This window comes from Arachidicoccus terrestris, assembly GCF_020042345.1.
Lineage (GTDB): Bacteria > Bacteroidota > Bacteroidia > Chitinophagales > Chitinophagaceae > Arachidicoccus > Arachidicoccus terrestris.
This window is the reverse complement of the sequence record NZ_CP083387.1, coordinates 2,627,401-2,644,803: the sequence shown is the minus strand read 5'-3', so window position 1 is coordinate 2,644,803 and position 17,403 is coordinate 2,627,401. Positions and strand designations below refer to the sequence as shown.

Annotated in this window: 11 protein-coding genes; 8 read left to right on the top strand and 3 right to left on the bottom strand. The window is 43.1% G+C overall.

Going from position 1 to position 17,403, the window contains the following annotated elements; translation table 11 throughout:
* The first annotated feature begins 6 nt into the window (after positions 1-6).
* The 5 genes from K9M52_RS10240 to K9M52_RS10220 all read left to right on the top strand — a co-directional run bounded on the left by K9M52_RS10240 (position 7) and on the right by K9M52_RS10220 (position 8,124).
* Positions 7-3,198: an efflux RND transporter permease subunit gene (locus tag K9M52_RS10240; RefSeq protein ID WP_224068332.1), complete on the top strand. Its 3,192-nt coding sequence runs from the start codon at positions 7-9 to the stop codon at positions 3,196-3,198.
* The gene (locus K9M52_RS10235) at positions 3,188-4,645 is read left to right on the top strand and encodes an efflux transporter outer membrane subunit (protein WP_224068331.1); all 1,458 of its coding nucleotides are present in this window, start codon (positions 3,188-3,190) and stop codon (positions 4,643-4,645) included. The genes K9M52_RS10240 and K9M52_RS10235 overlap by 11 nt, the downstream gene beginning before the upstream one ends.
* 273 nt (positions 4,646-4,918) lie before the next feature.
* Positions 4,919-5,761, top strand: coding sequence for a DUF4382 domain-containing protein (locus K9M52_RS10230; protein WP_224068330.1), 843 nt, complete (start codon positions 4,919-4,921; stop codon positions 5,759-5,761).
* A 213-nt stretch (positions 5,762-5,974) separates the two neighbouring features.
* Positions 5,975-6,640 carry a peptidylprolyl isomerase gene (locus K9M52_RS10225; RefSeq protein WP_224068329.1) on the top strand — a complete coding sequence of 222 codons (666 nt, stop codon included), beginning with the start codon at positions 5,975-5,977 and terminating at the stop codon, positions 6,638-6,640.
* A 140-nt stretch (positions 6,641-6,780) separates the two neighbouring features.
* Positions 6,781-8,124 (top strand): transposase, encoded by a 1,344-nt coding sequence (locus tag K9M52_RS10220; protein WP_224068328.1) that lies wholly within the window; start codon positions 6,781-6,783, stop codon positions 8,122-8,124.
* A 196-nt stretch (positions 8,125-8,320) separates the two neighbouring features.
* On the opposite strand, the gene K9M52_RS10215 is transcribed toward K9M52_RS10220, so the two are convergent.
* The 3 genes from K9M52_RS10215 to K9M52_RS10205 all read right to left on the bottom strand — a co-directional run bounded on the left by K9M52_RS10215 (position 8,321) and on the right by K9M52_RS10205 (position 10,620).
* Positions 8,321-9,208, bottom strand: a complete 888-nt coding sequence (locus tag K9M52_RS10215; RefSeq protein ID WP_224068327.1) for a segregation and condensation protein A — start codon at positions 9,206-9,208, stop codon at positions 8,321-8,323.
* Positions 9,209-9,353: 145 nt separating this feature from the next.
* Complete coding sequence (mscL, locus tag K9M52_RS10210; protein WP_224068326.1) at positions 9,354-9,785, bottom strand: large conductance mechanosensitive channel protein MscL; 432 nt, start codon at positions 9,783-9,785, stop codon at positions 9,354-9,356.
* 88 nt (positions 9,786-9,873) lie between these two features.
* Positions 9,874-10,620, bottom strand: coding sequence for a PPK2 family polyphosphate kinase (locus K9M52_RS10205; protein WP_224068325.1), 747 nt, complete (start codon positions 10,618-10,620; stop codon positions 9,874-9,876).
* Between the two features lie 367 nt (positions 10,621-10,987).
* Between K9M52_RS10205 and K9M52_RS10200 the strand changes: the two genes are divergently transcribed.
* From K9M52_RS10200 to K9M52_RS10190, 3 genes are read left to right on the top strand one after another with little or no spacing between them, the layout of a single operon-like run.
* Positions 10,988-14,107, top strand: coding sequence for a SusC/RagA family TonB-linked outer membrane protein (locus K9M52_RS10200; RefSeq protein WP_224068324.1), 3,120 nt, complete (start codon positions 10,988-10,990; stop codon positions 14,105-14,107).
* Positions 14,108-14,146: 39 nt separating this feature from the next.
* Positions 14,147-16,003 carry a RagB/SusD family nutrient uptake outer membrane protein gene (locus K9M52_RS10195; protein ID WP_224068323.1) on the top strand — a complete coding sequence of 619 codons (1,857 nt, stop codon included), beginning with the start codon at positions 14,147-14,149 and terminating at the stop codon, positions 16,001-16,003.
* Between the two features lie 31 nt (positions 16,004-16,034).
* On the top strand, positions 16,035-17,000 hold the full coding sequence (locus K9M52_RS10190) for a BT_3987 domain-containing protein (RefSeq protein WP_224068322.1): 966 nt from the start codon (positions 16,035-16,037) through the stop codon (positions 16,998-17,000).
* Positions 17,001-17,403 lie beyond the last annotated feature (403 nt).

The window sequence follows — 17,403 nt, the reverse complement described above, 5'->3', positions numbered from 1 at the left end:
CCTGTTATGCTGAAAACCTTTATACACCGGCCCATACTGGCGACTGTCGTTTCATTACTGCTTGTCCTGCTCGGATTAGTAGGCATCAAGCAGTTACCGGTTACCCGGTTCCCGGAAATCGCTCCTCCAAGTGTCGTTGTCTCTCTCTCCTATCCGGGAGCAAATGCAGAAACCGTTGCAGAAAGCGCAATTCTGCCTATAGAAGAGGCGATTAATGGTGTGGAGGGCATGACTTATATCCAGTCCTCTGCCAGTAACTCTGGCTCTGGTAAAATAAACGTATTTTTTAAAGCAGGTACCAATCCGGACCAGGCATCGGTAAATGTTCAGACCCGTATTTCAAAGGCAGCCAGCCGAATCCCCTCTGAAGTCAATGAATCTGGGATAACGGTCATGCCTCGCCAGAGTGGCGTTATTATGACCATTAACCTATTTAGTACAGATAGGCAGGGAGCTTATGACGAGACTTTTTTACAGGCATTCTCCCAGATTAATATCAATAGAGAGCTCTTGCGGGTAGATGGGGTTGCAGAAGTATCCAGGGTCGGTGCCAGAGACTACTCCATGCGTGTCTGGCTGATCCCTGATAAACTGGCGGCCTATAACCTGGTGCCACAAGACGTCATTAAAGCCATTAAAGACCAGAACTTCGAGATCGCCTCCGGCAAATTCGGCGAAACCTCAGATGAGACCTTCGAGACGATTCTTAAACATAAAGGCAGATTCAGTAATCCAAAAGAGTTTCAGAATCTGGTCATTCGCACCAATGAGGATGGCACTATCTTATATCTGAAAGACATTGCCCGCGTTGAACTAGGCGCGTCCAACGAAGGGGCGGATAACACCGTGGACGGGCATCCCGGACTGACCTTAAATATCACCCAGACCAGTGGATCTAATGCCCGGGAAATCGATATTCAGGTCAGAAAGATTCTGGAAAGGATCTCTAAGAATTTCCCGACAGGCATACATTATGATATTACCTACAGCGTCCGCGATCAGGTCGATGAATCCGTCAACCAGGTTATGCACACCATTTTTGAAGCCTTTATCCTGGTATTTATCATTGTATTCATCTTCCTGCAGGATCTCAGATCAACAATCATCCCCGCGATTGCCATACCGGTGTCACTTATCGGCACCATGTTCTTCCTACTGGTCTATGGATTCTCTATTAATATCCTGACCATGTTTGCTCTTGTGCTGGCCATTGGTATTGTAGTGGATGATGCGATCGTAGTGGTAGAGGCCATTCATCAGAAAATGGAGCTCACCAACCTTAGCGCTAAAAATGCCACTTTGGCGACCATGAAAGAAATAACTCCGGCGATCTTATCCATCACGATGGTGATGGCGGCCGTGTTCCTGCCGATTGGATTTATGGAGGGGCCTACAGGTCTGTTCTACCGGCAGTTTGCCTACACAATGGCCACCGCCATCCTGCTGTCGGCCCTTTGCGCCCTTAGCCTGAGTCCGGCGCTCTCGGCACTGATCCTGAAAAAACCTAATCACGAACACAGAAAAGAGTTGGCAGGCTTGTCAAAAGCCGAGATCGGAGAAAAAGACAGGAAAACCAAAACAAAAGCTTTTGTATTCAGGTTCTTCGATTATTTTAATGAAGGCCTGCAAAAATTGACACAGAAATATATCAGCTGTGTCAAATGGTTAATCAGCAAAAAGCCATTTGCTTTTGCGGCACTTATTCTAGTGGTTCTAATTGGTTTTTTATTAATGCGCACTACTCCTACAGCATTTATTCCTAATGAGGATGATGGGTTTATTACCTATACGATCAAAATGCCGCCAGGTGCCACACTGGCCCGTACGACAGAAGTCCTGAATAAAGCAGAAGGTATATTAAAACGGCATAAGGAGATCAAAACCATGACCAGCATTGCGGGTTACAATGCGATTGATGCGGCTACCAGCAGCGCCTATGCAGTAGGGTATCTGAATATGTATCCACATAGCCAGCGTAAAGGTATTAAGGATATTAATGAATTTATGGACACCATCCGTAAAGACCTGTCCACAATCAATGAAGCCTCTTTCTCTGTTTTCCCCAGACCTACTGTTCAGGGCTTCGGAGACGTGGCCGGGCTTCAATTTGTACTGGAAGACAGATTGGGTGGCAGTTTCCAACAGTTTGGCCATGTGTCGGATTCTTTTATCAAGACGCTGGAAAACAGGCCGGAGGTACTCTCCGCCAGTACGCCGTTCCAGGCAAATTTTCCTCAATATGTAATGGATATCAATTACGTTAAGGCCAAAGCACTGGGTGTGAGCGTAAAAGAAATGATGACCACTATCAGAGATTATTTTGGAAGGGCACAGGCCAGCGACTTTACCAGCTTTGGCAGGCAGTACCGTGTTTATGTCCAGTCTGATTTTCAATACAGAAAAACGCCGGAATCATTTAAGTCCATATATATTAAGAATGACAAAGGTCAGATGGTACCTGCCAATACGTTAATCACATTGGAAAAAAATGTGGGCCCCGAAGTCGTTAACCGTTATAATCTGTTTAATAGCATCTCTATTAATGCAACGCCGGCTAAAGGGTACAGCACCGGCGACGCTATGAATGCTGTTGAGCAGGTGGCTAAGCAGACCCTGCCAGGCAATTATCAGCTTGAATGGACCGGAATGAGTCTGGACGAGAAGTCTTCTTCAGGGCAGACCGCCTTCATATTATTACTTAGTGTTCTCTTCGTATACTTCCTGCTTTCCGGGCAATACGAGAGTTATATTATGCCGTTTGCAATCCTGCTGTCTATACCAGTCGGGCTAGTCGGCGTATATGGCGCGGTAAAATTGGTCGGACTGCAAAATAACATCTATGTGCAGCTTGGTCTAATCATGTTAATCGGGCTTTTGGCCAAAAATGCTATTCTAATGGTTGAGTATTCAATGCAGCGAAGAAAGGCTGGTATGAGTATCTATGACGCCGCTATTCAGGGAGCAACGCTTAGATTGCGCCCGATCTTGATGACCTCCCTGGCCTTTGTGGCGGGCCTGATTCCGCTGATGTGGACCCAAGGGCCTTCTGCACAGGGCAACCATTCTATTAGTTATGGTGCAGCAGGCGGGATGGTTATAGGTGTTTTACTGGGCATATTTATTATTCCGGTACTGTTTATCATCTTCAGAACCCTTGATGAAAAATTAAAATTAAAGTTCCAGCGCAATGAAGATTAATACAAAAAAAAATATATTAAGTATAGCATTGATAGTTATTTGCGGCAGTGTGCTATTGCAGGCATGTAAAGTGACGAAAGATTATGTGAAACCTGAATTTAAAATGCCTAGTGTCTATAAACTGCCGGATTCTCTTGTTGACCGTTCCTTGGAAGCCATCCCTTCCTGGAAAGAATATTTTAAGGATTCTACCTTACTTAAAATTCTGGATAGTGCTATTGCGAACAACCTTGATTTGCGGGATGCGATCAAAAATATTCAGATCACGGATCAGCTCTATAGACAATCCAGATCTCTTTATGCGCCGGATATAGATCTGAACCTGGGAATAAGCCGAGATTTTAAATCGCATGACTATTACTCCAGCCCTTCCAGTGGCTGGTATGACAGAAGAGGCAAGACTCCGCCAAAAGACTGGTATGTTTCTCAGTCCCACTTCTCCAGTTCTGTTGCAGTGGATTGGGAGGTCGATATTTGGGGGAAGATCAAAAGAGAAAAAGAAGCAGCCCGCTCTCATTATCTGGAAACCTTTGAAGCAAAAAAGGCAATTCAGACCGCACTGGTGGCAGATGTCGCGGATGCTTACTATAATCTGTTAATGCTGGATGAGCAGTTGCAGGTCGCCACACGCAACTATCACCTGCGTAGCAATACCCTCAAAATGGTAGAATTGCAGTACAAATCGGCAGAAGTGACGGCGCTTGCCGTCCAACAGACTAAGAACCAGGTACTGGAAGCAGAAGCATTGATCCCACAGCTAAAAAAAGAAATCAGGGTACAGGAAAATGCACTTAAATTACTGACCGGCGATCTGAGTATTAATGTCGGAAGGCACACTACACTCTCTGAGATCCCTTCTGATTCATTATATAAGGAGATTCCGCTTTACTACGTGCAGAACAGGCCGGATGTCCTGGCGGCCGAGTACGACCTAATGGCCGCCAATGCCTCTGTCGGCGTAGCACAAGCCAACAGATTCCCCAACCTCAGTATTACTTTTGAAGGAGGAACTGACGGCATGCTGCCTAAAAACTGGTTTAATATCCCTGGTGCCCTGTTCGGCGATTTCTTTGGTGGGTTAACCCAACCTGTTTTCCACAAAAGAAAACTAAAGACAGATTATGAAGTGGCTAAATTGCAAAGGGATCAATCAGAAATCGCCTTCCAGAAAGCAGTATACAGTGGTATCACAGAGGTCAGAAACGCCCTTATTGCTGTCCGTCAACTCACCGAACAACTCTCTATAGCCAAAGAACAGGTGAAAGTATCTCAAAAAGCGGTACATAGTGCAGCAATGCTGTTTACAGCAGGCTTCGCAACCTATCTGGAAGTTATTACCGCCCAAAGTAATGAACTGGATAGTGAACTGAATCTCGCTTCATTAAAAGCCGACCTCTTAAGTGCGCGCATACAGCTATATCGCGCGCTGGGCGGAGGCTGGAAATAATAAATTGCATTATACCCGGACCTGAACGCACAATCATTTTGACAGTTCCGGATAAAATACCCGCGATTGGCTAATCACCGAATAATAATTCAAGCGCTCACTACTGAGCTAAATGGTTATTGGACCTCTTTCCGGCACAAAGCAAAAAAAATTTTTGCTTCACTGTGTTATTTTTCTTTTTCTTACAAATATTAATAAATATTATTATGTGATTTCTTTCTCATTTGGCACGAAAAATGAGCCTATCGAAATTGAAATTAAAAGTATAATTCTATGAAAACGCGTAAATGGTTTTATTCCATTATGGCCTCAATAGGTATTTTGGGGGTCATTGTAATGTTCAATTCGTGTGGAAAGTCCATGGACGAGTCGGGAAATGGCAATTCGCACCTGGATGTCTATCTGACCGACGCGCCGGCTGACTATCAGGCTGTATGGCTTGATATACAAAAAGTAATGGTGAATACATCTTCCGAAGTCTTGACTGATGAGGACTCAGGCTGGACTGAAGTTCCAATGGTCAGGCCGGGGTTATATAACCTGTTAGATTTCAGAAACGGAACAGACACTCTACTAGCTGGGGTGGACCTGCCTGCCGGAACGGTTTCACAGATCCGTTTAGTGCTGGGTGACGATAACTCCTTAGTGCTCAACAACGGAGAGACGGTGCCGTTGTCTACGCCATCTGGACAGCAGTCCGGGCTTAAACTAAATATTCATTCCGAATTGGTTGCCGGGATCCCGTATGCCCTGGTACTTGACTTTGATGCCGCTCGCTCTATTGTTAAGGCCGGCAACAGCGGTCAATACATTCTGAAACCAGTGATCCGGACTTTTGCGAAAGAAGCCGGAGGTGCCATGGAAGGTGTTGTTTTACCAGAGGAAGCCAAGGCGCTGGTTCAGGCAATTAATGGAACAGATACATTGAGTGCGATTCCTGATAGTACCGGATACTTTAAATTCTGGGGCATTGCTGAAGGCAGTTATCAGCTTATTTACCTTGCGGATGCCGACTCCGGATACGATAACGACACAACAGATAATGTCCAGGTTACCGCGGGAGAAGTTTTAAAGTTAGATACTGTGACCTTGATGAAGTTTGCCACAATGCAATAGTCGGTAAGAGGACGAAATTATCTTATTAGTACAAGCCGGATTAAATCATAGTCCGGCTTTTCTTATGAAAAAATCATAACACAGTCTGACAACCGGAGGGAACCGGAGTGGCGTTTTGCAGAAGCATTCATAGGAGACAAAAGATGATTCGATAGCAAAGTGGGGTTATCTTATTTTTGTTATCTTCGCCCCATTACCGATAGGATTAGTACGATGAAAAAACAAATACTTTCCGTGATCTGTCTGCTGGTATTGGTTTGTACCGCCAAGAGTCAGCGTTTCCGTGCCGTTATGACCACCGATTCAGGCAAGATTATTATTGAATTATTTGATGGCACACCAAAACATAGAGATAATTTCATCAAATTGGCACGCAAGCATTTTTATGACGGCGTGCTGTTTCACAGAGTCATCCCGGGTTTTATGATTCAGGGTGGAGATCCCGATTCCAAAAATGCCAAACCAGGTGTCATGTTAGGTAACGGAGATGTAGGATATACGATACCGGCTGAATTCAGGCCACAATACTTTCATCAGCGGGGAGCACTTGCAGCTGCCAGAGATAATAATCCCGAAAAGGCGTCTTCCGGCTGCCAATTTTATATTGTAACCGGAAAGAAGTTTACGGATGACGCGCTGAATAAAGCGGAAAAAAGATCGGGTCACACGATTTCGAAAGCACATAAACAGATATATAAAACCACTGGAGGAGCGCCTCATCTGGACCAGAATTATACTGTATTTGGACAGGTAATAAAGGGAATGGAAGTGGCCGACAAAATCGTTAATGCGAAACGTGATGGAAATGACCGGCCAAATGCTGATCAGCATATTAAAAAGGTCAGGATCCGGAAAAAGATAGTAGGGCTCTGGCTTTAAAACTTTTATACTCCCCTTAGGGTGTTCCTGAAAAGCTGTAATAGTTATCCCCATTGAGTTTCAGGGTGTGGATTATAACAAAATTGCCCTGCTTTGGCACAAAAAGTGTTCAAAGTAGGGCATAACTTTTTTTATAATCCATGACAAATCTACTTTTTTTTCACGAGAATCTTCTGGATAAGCATTTTAGCCAAACAGATTTAGGAATTCTTTATAAAGCCATCCCTTTTGAGCAGTTATCCGCTACAATTCCGAGTCCCCGGGGTCTTATTACCGGCCAGGGACGCAAGAGCTGGTTTGATGTCAGCGGAGGTATTGGACTGATGATCCTTAAGCACGTTATGGGCGTCAGTGACCGGATGCTGATCGATCGTATTAATACTGACTGGTGCATGCAGCTATTTTGTGGCATCCGGCTCAGGCCCGGTGAGAGAATTAAGGATTCCAATCTTCCCAGCTGGTGGCGCAGTTATATTGGGCAATACCTGGATATGGATGCCATGCAGCAGTGCCTGGCGGGTTACTGGAAGCCCTGGATAAAAGATACAGCCTTCAGCTTTGAGGACGCCACGTGTTATGAATCCTATATATCCCATCCCACTGACTGCAAATTGCTGTGGGGTGCCTGTAAGGAAGTATATGCGTTGAATCAACTCTTTAGAAAACAGTTGAAATTACGTAAGAGCCGCAGTAACTACGAGAAACATAAAACCCTGTTCCTGAACTACCAGCGCTGCAGGAAAAAGAGCAGGCGTAAGGAACGTAAACTGCGTAAGCAGCTCTTAGGTTTTTTGTACCGCCTGCTGCAGCTTAACGATGAATTGCAGGCCCGCCCCGGAACTCATATCAGCAAGCGGAAAGCCACCCGCCTGAAGACGATACGTACCCTATACGAGCAACAGCATAACAAAGCTTTTGGGGATAGGAACCCACAGATCAAAGACCGGATCGTATCGATCAGCAAGCCCTACATCCGTCCCATTATCCGGGGCAAAGAAATAAAAGCTGTAGAGTTCGGAGCCAAGGTCAACAAGTTACAGGTAGACGGCATCAGTTTTATCCAACGGCTGAGTTATGATGCCTTCAATGAAGGCACACAGCTGGTGGATACGATTTATCTGCACCGTAAACTTTTTGGGAAGTGCACGCATCATAGTGCCGATGCTATTTATGCCACTAATACCAACAGAAAGTATTGCCGTCAAAACAATATCACCACTAATTTTATTCCTAAAGGAAGGCAGAAGCCTGCTTTGGTTGAACAATCTAAAACGATGCGGGCAGCGCTGAACCGTCAAAGGGGCACGGTCCTGGAAGGAAGTTTTGGCAATGAGAAAAACCACTATCATTTAAATAAAATCAAAGCCAGGAACCAGTCTACCGAGACCTGCTGGATCTTCTTTGGCATCCTTACAGCAAACGCATCCATTATCAGCAAAAGAATGCAACAGGCGGCCGCACAGATTAAAAGCACAGCGGCCTAGAATTGGCACGCTTACCTTATCCAACCGGACTAAATAACAGGTCTAATGGCCTTGCTATGTCCCATCCACAAAAAAGCCTCTCTTTAATTCCTTTTTACAGAAAAAAGAGAGGATTTATTAGTTTAATATTTAATATGTAACAACTCCTTTGGGTGTTTACAGGAACACCCCCCTTACACTTGTAACAATTCTAGTATTAATTGGCCGAAGGCTGCTCCGGAAACATGGGATCTTTTTGAGGTATAGCACTCTGTGTATTTTGTGATTCCGTCGGACTCTTAGACTCATCTTCAGATAATGTGTTTTCCGGCACCGGGCTGCTCGCCAGTTCTTCATCACGGTTGTCATTCCACTCAACGATAAAATTGTTTTTACCCTCTCCTACCTGCAGTGTCATAAAACGCATCTGAGATAATTCCAATAGGGATAGAAATAGAAAAAGCGCATGAATACGGTCTTCACACACATTAAAAACGGTCTCAAAGGACATGGAATGGGCTTTTTTTACAGTAGTCAGGATGTATTCCCTGCTGCCTTCCATGGTATAATTATATTGTACAACCGTATGTACCGGCTTGTGATTTCGATCAATTACACGCTGCATGACCTTCTCAAAGGTCTTCATTAATTTGAATAAATTAATGGTCTGGATCTCTGTGCCTTCGGCAGCATCCTCACCAATCTTGCTCAATTCCGATTGTAGGTTTCCTCTTTTTTGCATCAACTGGCGCAAAGTCTCTTTCTCTGCCAGCTCCACCGCCGCTTCTTTAAATCGCTTGTATTCCAGGATCTTATCTACTAACTCCTGCCGGGGGTCAATCTCATTACCCTTCTCATCCAATTCCTTTCGGGGAAGCAGCATCTTGGCTTTAATACGCATTAAGGTAGAGATAAAGAGGATAAACTCACTGCTCAATTCAATATTGAGACTACGTTGATGATGCAGATAATCCAAAAAATCTTTCGTAATCTGGGTAATAGGTATATTATAAATATCCAATTCATCTCTTTCTATAAAGAATAGTAAAAGATCAAAAGGTCCCTCAAACTGAGGTAATTTGATTTGATAAATGGATGGTTTCAAAATAAACCTGTATTAATTGACGAAATGAATAACCAAAATCCTCCCTCTAAGGCGTGATAGTCAGTCAAATAGTTGTCTATCACGCCCCAGGCCCGGGAGGTAAAAATAAGAAAATCCTCAGGGAATCAATAAAAAATCTTGAAAGCTATTTGGCGCGGATGGCGTCTCTGATTTCCTGCAGCAAAACCTCTTCTTTGGTAGGTTCTGGCGGTGCAGCCGGAGCTTCTTCTTCTTTTCTCTTCAGTTTCATGATCGCTTTGACCATCATAAAAATCACGAGTGCCAACAATAAGAAATTGATGGCAACGGTAATAAAGTTACCATAGGCGAAGATGGCAGCGCCATCTACTTTCTTGGCATCGGCCAGTGCCAGCCCATCAGCCGCCTTATGATTCAGGTCGATCCACAGATTGCTAAAATCGGGTTGCCCGATTAGCTTGGCAATAACGGGCATGACCAGGTCATCAATGATACTGGTAACGATTTTGCCAAAGGCGCCACCAATGATCACACCAACGGCAAGATCTATGGCATTTCCTTTTACTGCAAACTCCTTGAAGTCTTTTACGAATCCCATGTTTTTAAATTTTAGTCGTTTTAAAATAGATTATTAAAGGTTATCAAATATAGCACAAAAGTAAACAATAGCTTATATATAAAAACAATTACTCTTTTTCAAGTGACGGATACTTGGGATTGATTTTCTTCAGCAGGTCATGAACGGCTTTTGCTACCACATATTCTTTATACCAGTTCTTATTAGAGGGTACAATCATCCATGGGACTTCATTGCAATGTTCAAAACAGTCTTCATAATACTTTCTGTATTCCTTCCAGGACTTCGCTTCTATTGCATCTCCCGGATTGTATTTCCACATCTTACGTTTGATTTCCATTCTTTCAGCCAGGCGCTCCGACTGCTCTTCAGGTGTGATATGAAGATAGAATTTCAGAATATGTGTATTGTTGGCCGTGAGCAGGTTTTCAAAATCATTAATCGCCTTCATGCGCTCTTTGGCTGTTTTATCATTAATGAGCTTATGGACCCTGGTGACCAAGACATCCTCATAATGGGACCGGTTGAATATTTTGATCATCCCCTTTCCGGGTGTCTGTTTATGGATTCGCCATAGAAAATCATGGTCAGTCTCTTCTTCGGTAGGCACTTTGAAAGAATGTACACTAATCCCCTGAGGGTTTACTTCACTAAAGACACTGCGGACTGCCCCGTCTTTACCGGACGCATCCATCCCTTGAAATACAATAAGCAATGCGTGCTTATGCTCGGCATACAGCTTATTTTGCCATTCATCGATCGCTTTTTGGAGGGCTTTGGTTTTTTCTTTGTACGCTTCTTTTTCTGCCTCTCTGGGAGGGTCTGCTGATATTTTATCCAGTTTAAGTTTTGCCATCGACGGAGTTATTTGTCAGTTTCAAAAGGGTTACCAAAAATATTGCCATTAATCATCAAATAATCATGAAGTTAAAAAATTTACCTAACTAAAGAGCGGCAACCCATGTCTAGAATACAAGATCGCTACCGCACGGGATTTAAATTTTGAATTTGATATTCAGCCAATTCACAGCAAAAATAGCAAAATGTAAATAATGATTAAAGTTATGTTAACATTACGTTTTTAATTCGTTAACCGCAAACGGTTGCCCTTTAAGATACTTTTATTAAACATTTAAGAAACCAATAACACATTTCAAGCTAGCCACTAAAAACAGCTCGGAGAATTTTGCAAACACTAAACTCAAATCTTTAAACCGTATGAGATGGAATTAAAAAAACTAAAATGCAGATGGAGATTATCACTGCTATTATGTCTGGGTCTTTTTCTGTCTGGAGCCACACTCCAGGCGCAGATCGAACGTACACAACAGGAAAAAATCACTTTAACCGGTAACGTTAAGGATAACCTCGGAAGCAATTTAATCGGGGTAACCATTAGAAATTCGACATCCGGCAAAACCGTTATTTCTGATGATAAAGGGAACTTCCGAATTGAAGCAGTAAAGGGAGATTCACTTCTAGCCTCCTTTATTGGCTACGAGGACTATCGCTGGCAATTTACCACACAGATTGTATACAATATTGTAATGAATCCGGTAATAGGAGGTCTGAATGATGTTGCAGTCGTTGGTTATGGACGTCAGAAAAAAATCAGTTTAGTTGGTGCTCAATCTTCAGTTCGTGTAGAGGAACTCAAACAGCCCGTAGCGAACCTTAATACGATGCTTGCGGGCCGTATTTCCGGTTTAGTTGGCGTTCAGCGCTCCGGCTTACCCGGAAGCAATTCCGCTGATATCTGGATACGTGGTATTTCAACCTTTGGTTCCAGCGGCAGTGGACCGCTGGTAATCATTGACGGTGTTCAAGGTCGTAGCCTAAATGACATTGATCCAGAAGATGTTGCAGATTTTACCATTCTAAAGGATGCAACAGCAACTGCCGTGTACGGCGCCCTGGGTGCTAATGGAGTTATCATCGTCAATACGAAAAGAGGCAAAATCGGAAAAGTCAACCTCATGGTTAATTATCTGGAAGGTATAACTGCTTTTACCAAATTGCAGGAAATGGCTGATGCGAAAACCTATATGGAACTTAGAAATGAAGCTGCATTGGCTTCTGGTATGACGCCCTTCTATTCCCAGGATTATATTGATAGTACTTTGGACCCCAATGCCAACCATTATGTATACCCTAATGAAGATTGGTTGGGCAAGCTGTTCAATAGTACCTCACACAACCGTCGGTTGAACTTCAGCGCGACAGGCGGGTCCGATAGAGTACAATATTATACTTCACTATCCTATTATGAAGAGTCATCGCTTTTGAAAACCGATGGCCTGCAGACATATGATGCCGGCACCAAATATCAACGCTACAACTTCGTATCAAATGTTGATATGAAATGGACCAAGACAACCAAATTCTTCTTAGGTATCAACGGCTACATTTCTCAGTTCAACGAGCCAGGTTCCGGTGCCAGCTCTGCATTTAATAATGCAATGAGAGCAAGCCCTGTCCATTATCCGGCTATGTATCCAGGAAACCTGGTAGCGGGGATTGCAGAAGGGTCAACACCTTCTCCGAACCCCTGGGCAGATATTACCCAATCGGGTTACAGGGAAGATTTCAGATCAAAGATATCCTCTACTGCCCGACTGGAACAGGACCTGGGATTTATATTAAAAGGGCTTAGCGCCAACGGCCAATATACTTTTGATACCTATAGTACCAATAGCCAGGACAGAAAAAGGCAAAGAAGCGTCTATTTCCTCGACCAGGTTGACCACTACAATGACGATGGTTCACTTAATTTGGAACAGGTAATTTCCGGAGAAGATGTTTTAGGATACGATCCCAAAAGCTCTCAAGACCGACAATTTTCTTTGCAAGGCCAAGTCAACTGGCACCGGACTTTTGGCGACCATGATGTGCAGGCCATGGTTGTCTATAGCCAACTTAGCCAGGCAAACCCCACTGCTACCAATTACCAAGATGCTATTCCTACCCGTCAGCAAAACTATGCTGCTAGAGCAACCTACGCTTTTAAAGACAAATATTTTGCGGAGTTTGACGCTGGATATACCGGCTCTCAGGTATTTTCCCCTGAAGACCGATATGGCTTCTTTCCCTCTCTCGGGGTAGGCTGGGTGCTGTCGAACGAAAAGTTCTGGAAACCTTTATCTAATATATTTACATTCTTCAAGTTAAGATACTCAAACGGGTATTCAGGCGCTATAGGCGGCACTCGCTTTGACTACATCACTACTATAACAGATGAAGCTAAAGGGATTGCATTTGGTAGAGTTGGAAGCCAATATCCCAAAAAAGATTATGCCGGGATCAATATCCGCCACTACGGAGCTAGTGTCATATGGGCAAAATCCCATGATCAGGATGTAGGCCTGGAGTTCAAAGTGTTGAATAACAAGCTTTCCTTTATATTAGACTGGTTTCAGAAATATAGAACAGGCATCTTCCTGACACGTGCCAACTTTCCCGGCTTTGCAGGATTGCAATATCAGCCAGACGGCAACTACGGTATAACCATCAATCGGGGATTCGATGGTACGGTTGAATTACTGCCTGTTCCGCTGACGGATAAGCTGTCTATTTCATTCAGAGGAACTTTTACATATAATAAAGACAAGTTACTTGAAAACGGAGCAGCGCCTTATGAAGAGCCTTATATGGATCCAAGAGGGCAAAAAATCCTAAATAACTATGGTTACATAGCAGAGGGCCTTTTCCAAAGCGAAGCAGAGCTTCTCAATCATGCTGACCAGTCAGGCGTAGGTGGTGTAGCCAGGGTAGGTGATATTAAATATAAAGACCTCAATGGAGACGGCGTTATCAACCAATATGACCAAACCTTTATCGGCCATGGAGACGTTGCTCCGTTAACCTTTGGATTTGGCATGAATCTGCAATATGGCAACTGGTATTTAAGCGCCTTTTTTGAGGGCGTACAGGGGGCTGACAGAGTGTTGAGTGAAATTGCAAGAAGTCCGTTTGCCGGCTCTGAAGATAACAACATATATGCAAACACGGTGGACAGGTGGACAGAACAGAATCACGCTGAACATCCATTCTATCCACGTCTAGGATATGGAACGGTTGCAAACGCAAATAACAATGTGGCAAGTACCTGGTGGGTAAAAGATCAGTCATTCATCCGCTTTAAAACGCTGAACTTCGGCTATAACTTACCCAACAAAATCTTTAAAAACTCCGGTTTTAAGAACGCCAGGATATATTTTGACGCCGTCAATCTATGTTATTGGAGTCCATTCAAACTATGGGATCCCGAAATGAACACAGGTAGTGGTAACACCTATCCAAATACCAGAAATATGGCAATTGGTTTCCAGGTTCATTTTAATTAAGCACAGAGCCACAATTGAATTACTTAAAAAATCAGAATTATGAAACTTAAAATATTGTTATTAGGATTTGTTATCGCAGTGGGCATAGCAGTATTCTCCTCCTGCAGTAAATTTCTTGACCAGGTTCCAGATATCACCTTATCGGACGACTCCATATTTGCTAACCTGGAAAATACGCAAAAGTATCTGGCACAAGTTTACGCGAATGTTCCAGACCCATATGCCAATAGAGGCGGTTGGGGCTCAGATGACGCATCTTTTAACCAACTCGCCGACGAATCTAATTATTTTGCAATTAACTTCAGCATCAACGCATTTAGTTATAATACCTTATCTGCATCATTTGGTGCTTTTGAATACCTCTGGCCGGAATATTACAAGCCTGTCAGAACCGCCACAGATTTTATTAACAAGATCGATGGTGCCAATTCAAGAGAAGTCAATGATTATCTTAAAGCCCACTTCAAGGCGGAAGCAAGAGCCATGCGCGCCATTTTCTATTTCTGGTTATTAAGACTATATGGTCCAGTCGTAATCCTGCCGCAACCATTATCTATTTCTGCTTCCAATGACGACCTGGCTCTTTCAAGGGCTCCTTTTGATAGCTGTGTAAACTATATAGTTGGGCAGCTAGATACCGCCTACAATGAACTAAAGGCAATTTCCTCATCCAGTCAGCCATCCGATCTACCACTTAACGATGAATATGGTCGTGTAACAACCGGCGTCTGTAAAGCTTATAAAGAGCAAGTCCTGCTTTTGGCAGCCAGTCCCCTTTTCAATGGAAATCCCGCATATGCAGGGGTTACTAATCACGACGGGACCCATTTATTTCCGGCTCAATTTGATAAGAATAAATGGAAAACAGCGGCTGATGCGGCCAAGGCATTTATTGATGAGTTTGTCCCCGGCACCTACAAATTATATACAGTGAACAACTCAGATCCGTTTATGGCAGCATATGAAGCATGCCGTGATGTAATCTCCACCGATTGGAACGATGAATGGATCTTTGCAAAGTCACTGAGTAACGGAATTGGCACCTACAATTATAACGGTATCCCTAAGCTCGTAGGATACGGAACAAGCGTTCCGAAAGGAGGCGGATTCTTAGCCGCCAATCAGTCAATTGTAGATGCCTTCTTTATGAAAAACGGCTATCCCATTGCAGATCAGAACTCGAATTATCAGTCAACAGGGTTTTCCGATTTCAAGAGCCCATATGACATAAAATCCCGACGAACCTTTAATCAATGGGTAGGCAGAGAACCTCGTTTCTATGCCGACATAACATATACTAACAGTTATTGGCTAGATCAGGGTAGCAGTTCCGATGAAGTAATAGTAGACTTTACTTATTCCGGTTCTTCCGGAAAAAGCAGAAGCGACCATGACTATTCTTCTACCGGATATCTGGTTAGAAAAAACATCACAAAATCGAATGACAGAAAGGGATGGTGTCATTTAAGACTAGCTCAAATATTTTTGGATTACGCAGAGGCACTTAATGAATACGACCCAGGTAATCCCGATATCTTAAAATATCTAAATCTCATCCGCAGTCGTGCCGGGATTGCCGAATATGGTTCAGGTTCAGATATGATACCAGCTCCTACCAGCCAGAATGCAATGCGGAAGGCCATACACCATGAACGGCAGGTAGAACTGGCATTCGAGGGAGTCCGATATTTTGATCTACGTAGATGGCTGGATGCTGCCACAGAATTAAATAAACCCGTATATGGAATGAATGTAGATGGAGAGAACAAGGATGACGCTTTCTATCAGAAAACACTTATTAAAAACATTTCATTTACACAACGTTGCTATCTGTGGGCAATTCCCAGTTCAGAAATCAGAAAAGATGAAAATTTAGTTCAAAATCCGGGTTGGTAATGAAATATTTGAGAGAATAAAATATGACAAAATGAAAAAATCAAACAATAAATACAATATTACGTTAACCCTGGCCGCTTTACTAATGGCATTTGCAATTACAGGTTGCAATAAATGGGACGAATTAACGTCACCGAACGAAGGCAATGTCTATATGCCGCAGGCATATGCGGAGAGAGCAAAATTGCATTTATATCGCATAGACTCGTCACAAACGTTTGTGTTCGGAGCATCGCTTGGAGGGTTTAATGGCGCCACACAAGACATGGCGGTAGAATTCGAAGTAGACCCAAATTTAATCTCACAATACAATCAAGATCATGTTTACCTTAATTACAACTTTATCGCTTTACCAGAAGATGCTTACTCAATCTCTTCGTTAAACAGTACGATAAAAAAAGGCAAATCAGATTCCGATCCGGTTACGGTAACAATTATGACAAATAAGCTGAATCCCAATCTTGATTATTGTTTACCCGTAAAAATAAAAAGTACCTCTTTGGACAGCAAAATAGATTCCGTCCTTCAGGTAAGCTATTTTTTGATCGACTCTTTTTATATCCGCTATCATGACATTCCTGGTATTTTAACGGTAGCAAAGGATAACAATGATGGTCCGACAGGTAAAGAAGGCTCTACAAAGCTCACAGATAATGACTACGGGACAAAATTCTTATATGAATTTGAAAAAAATACCTGGATGCAGTTAAAACTGGATAAAGCGGTGAAGTTAAACGCTTATGAAATAACATCGGCTAATGATGCAGACACAAGAGATCCCAAAGACTGGGAGTTCCAAGGATCGAATGACGGCATCAACTGGTTCGTGCTCGATGAACAATCTGGAAACATTTTTCCGAATAGAAATACGACTTACAGGTACGAACTTAATCGGCCGGATGGCAAGGAATATCTTTATTACAGGCTGTTTGTAAAAGATAATAACGGATCTAGTCTTTTACAGATTGCGGAGTGGAGATTGTTAGAGTACTATTAATCGATATAGTGGTAGGTCTAGAACCAGAAGAGGCTGTCTCAAAACGAGGCTGCCTCTTTTCGTTTTGAAGAGAACCCTTTCATTTTCTTTTGAGAGGCCTCTTCTTTTATAGTGCCGCATATGACGATTTACAATGAGACGAAGGGCTTAATTGAAATTTGCTTTTATAGCGCCGTCTGGTTATAATCAAGGGTGTCTATAAAATCCCTTAAAATAGCTGCTGCCCCAGGGATATGAGTCTTGTACGGTTATCAGCGGTGTAGTATTGCCGGACGAGTCATCCAAAGCCTAAAGAGTATACAGACGATAAATTGCAGATTACTTAGCATATCAATGAAAGCTCGAAACAACTTACCGGCACAAATTCTTATGAAGTTTGGAGTTTAATGGCCCAAATTGCATC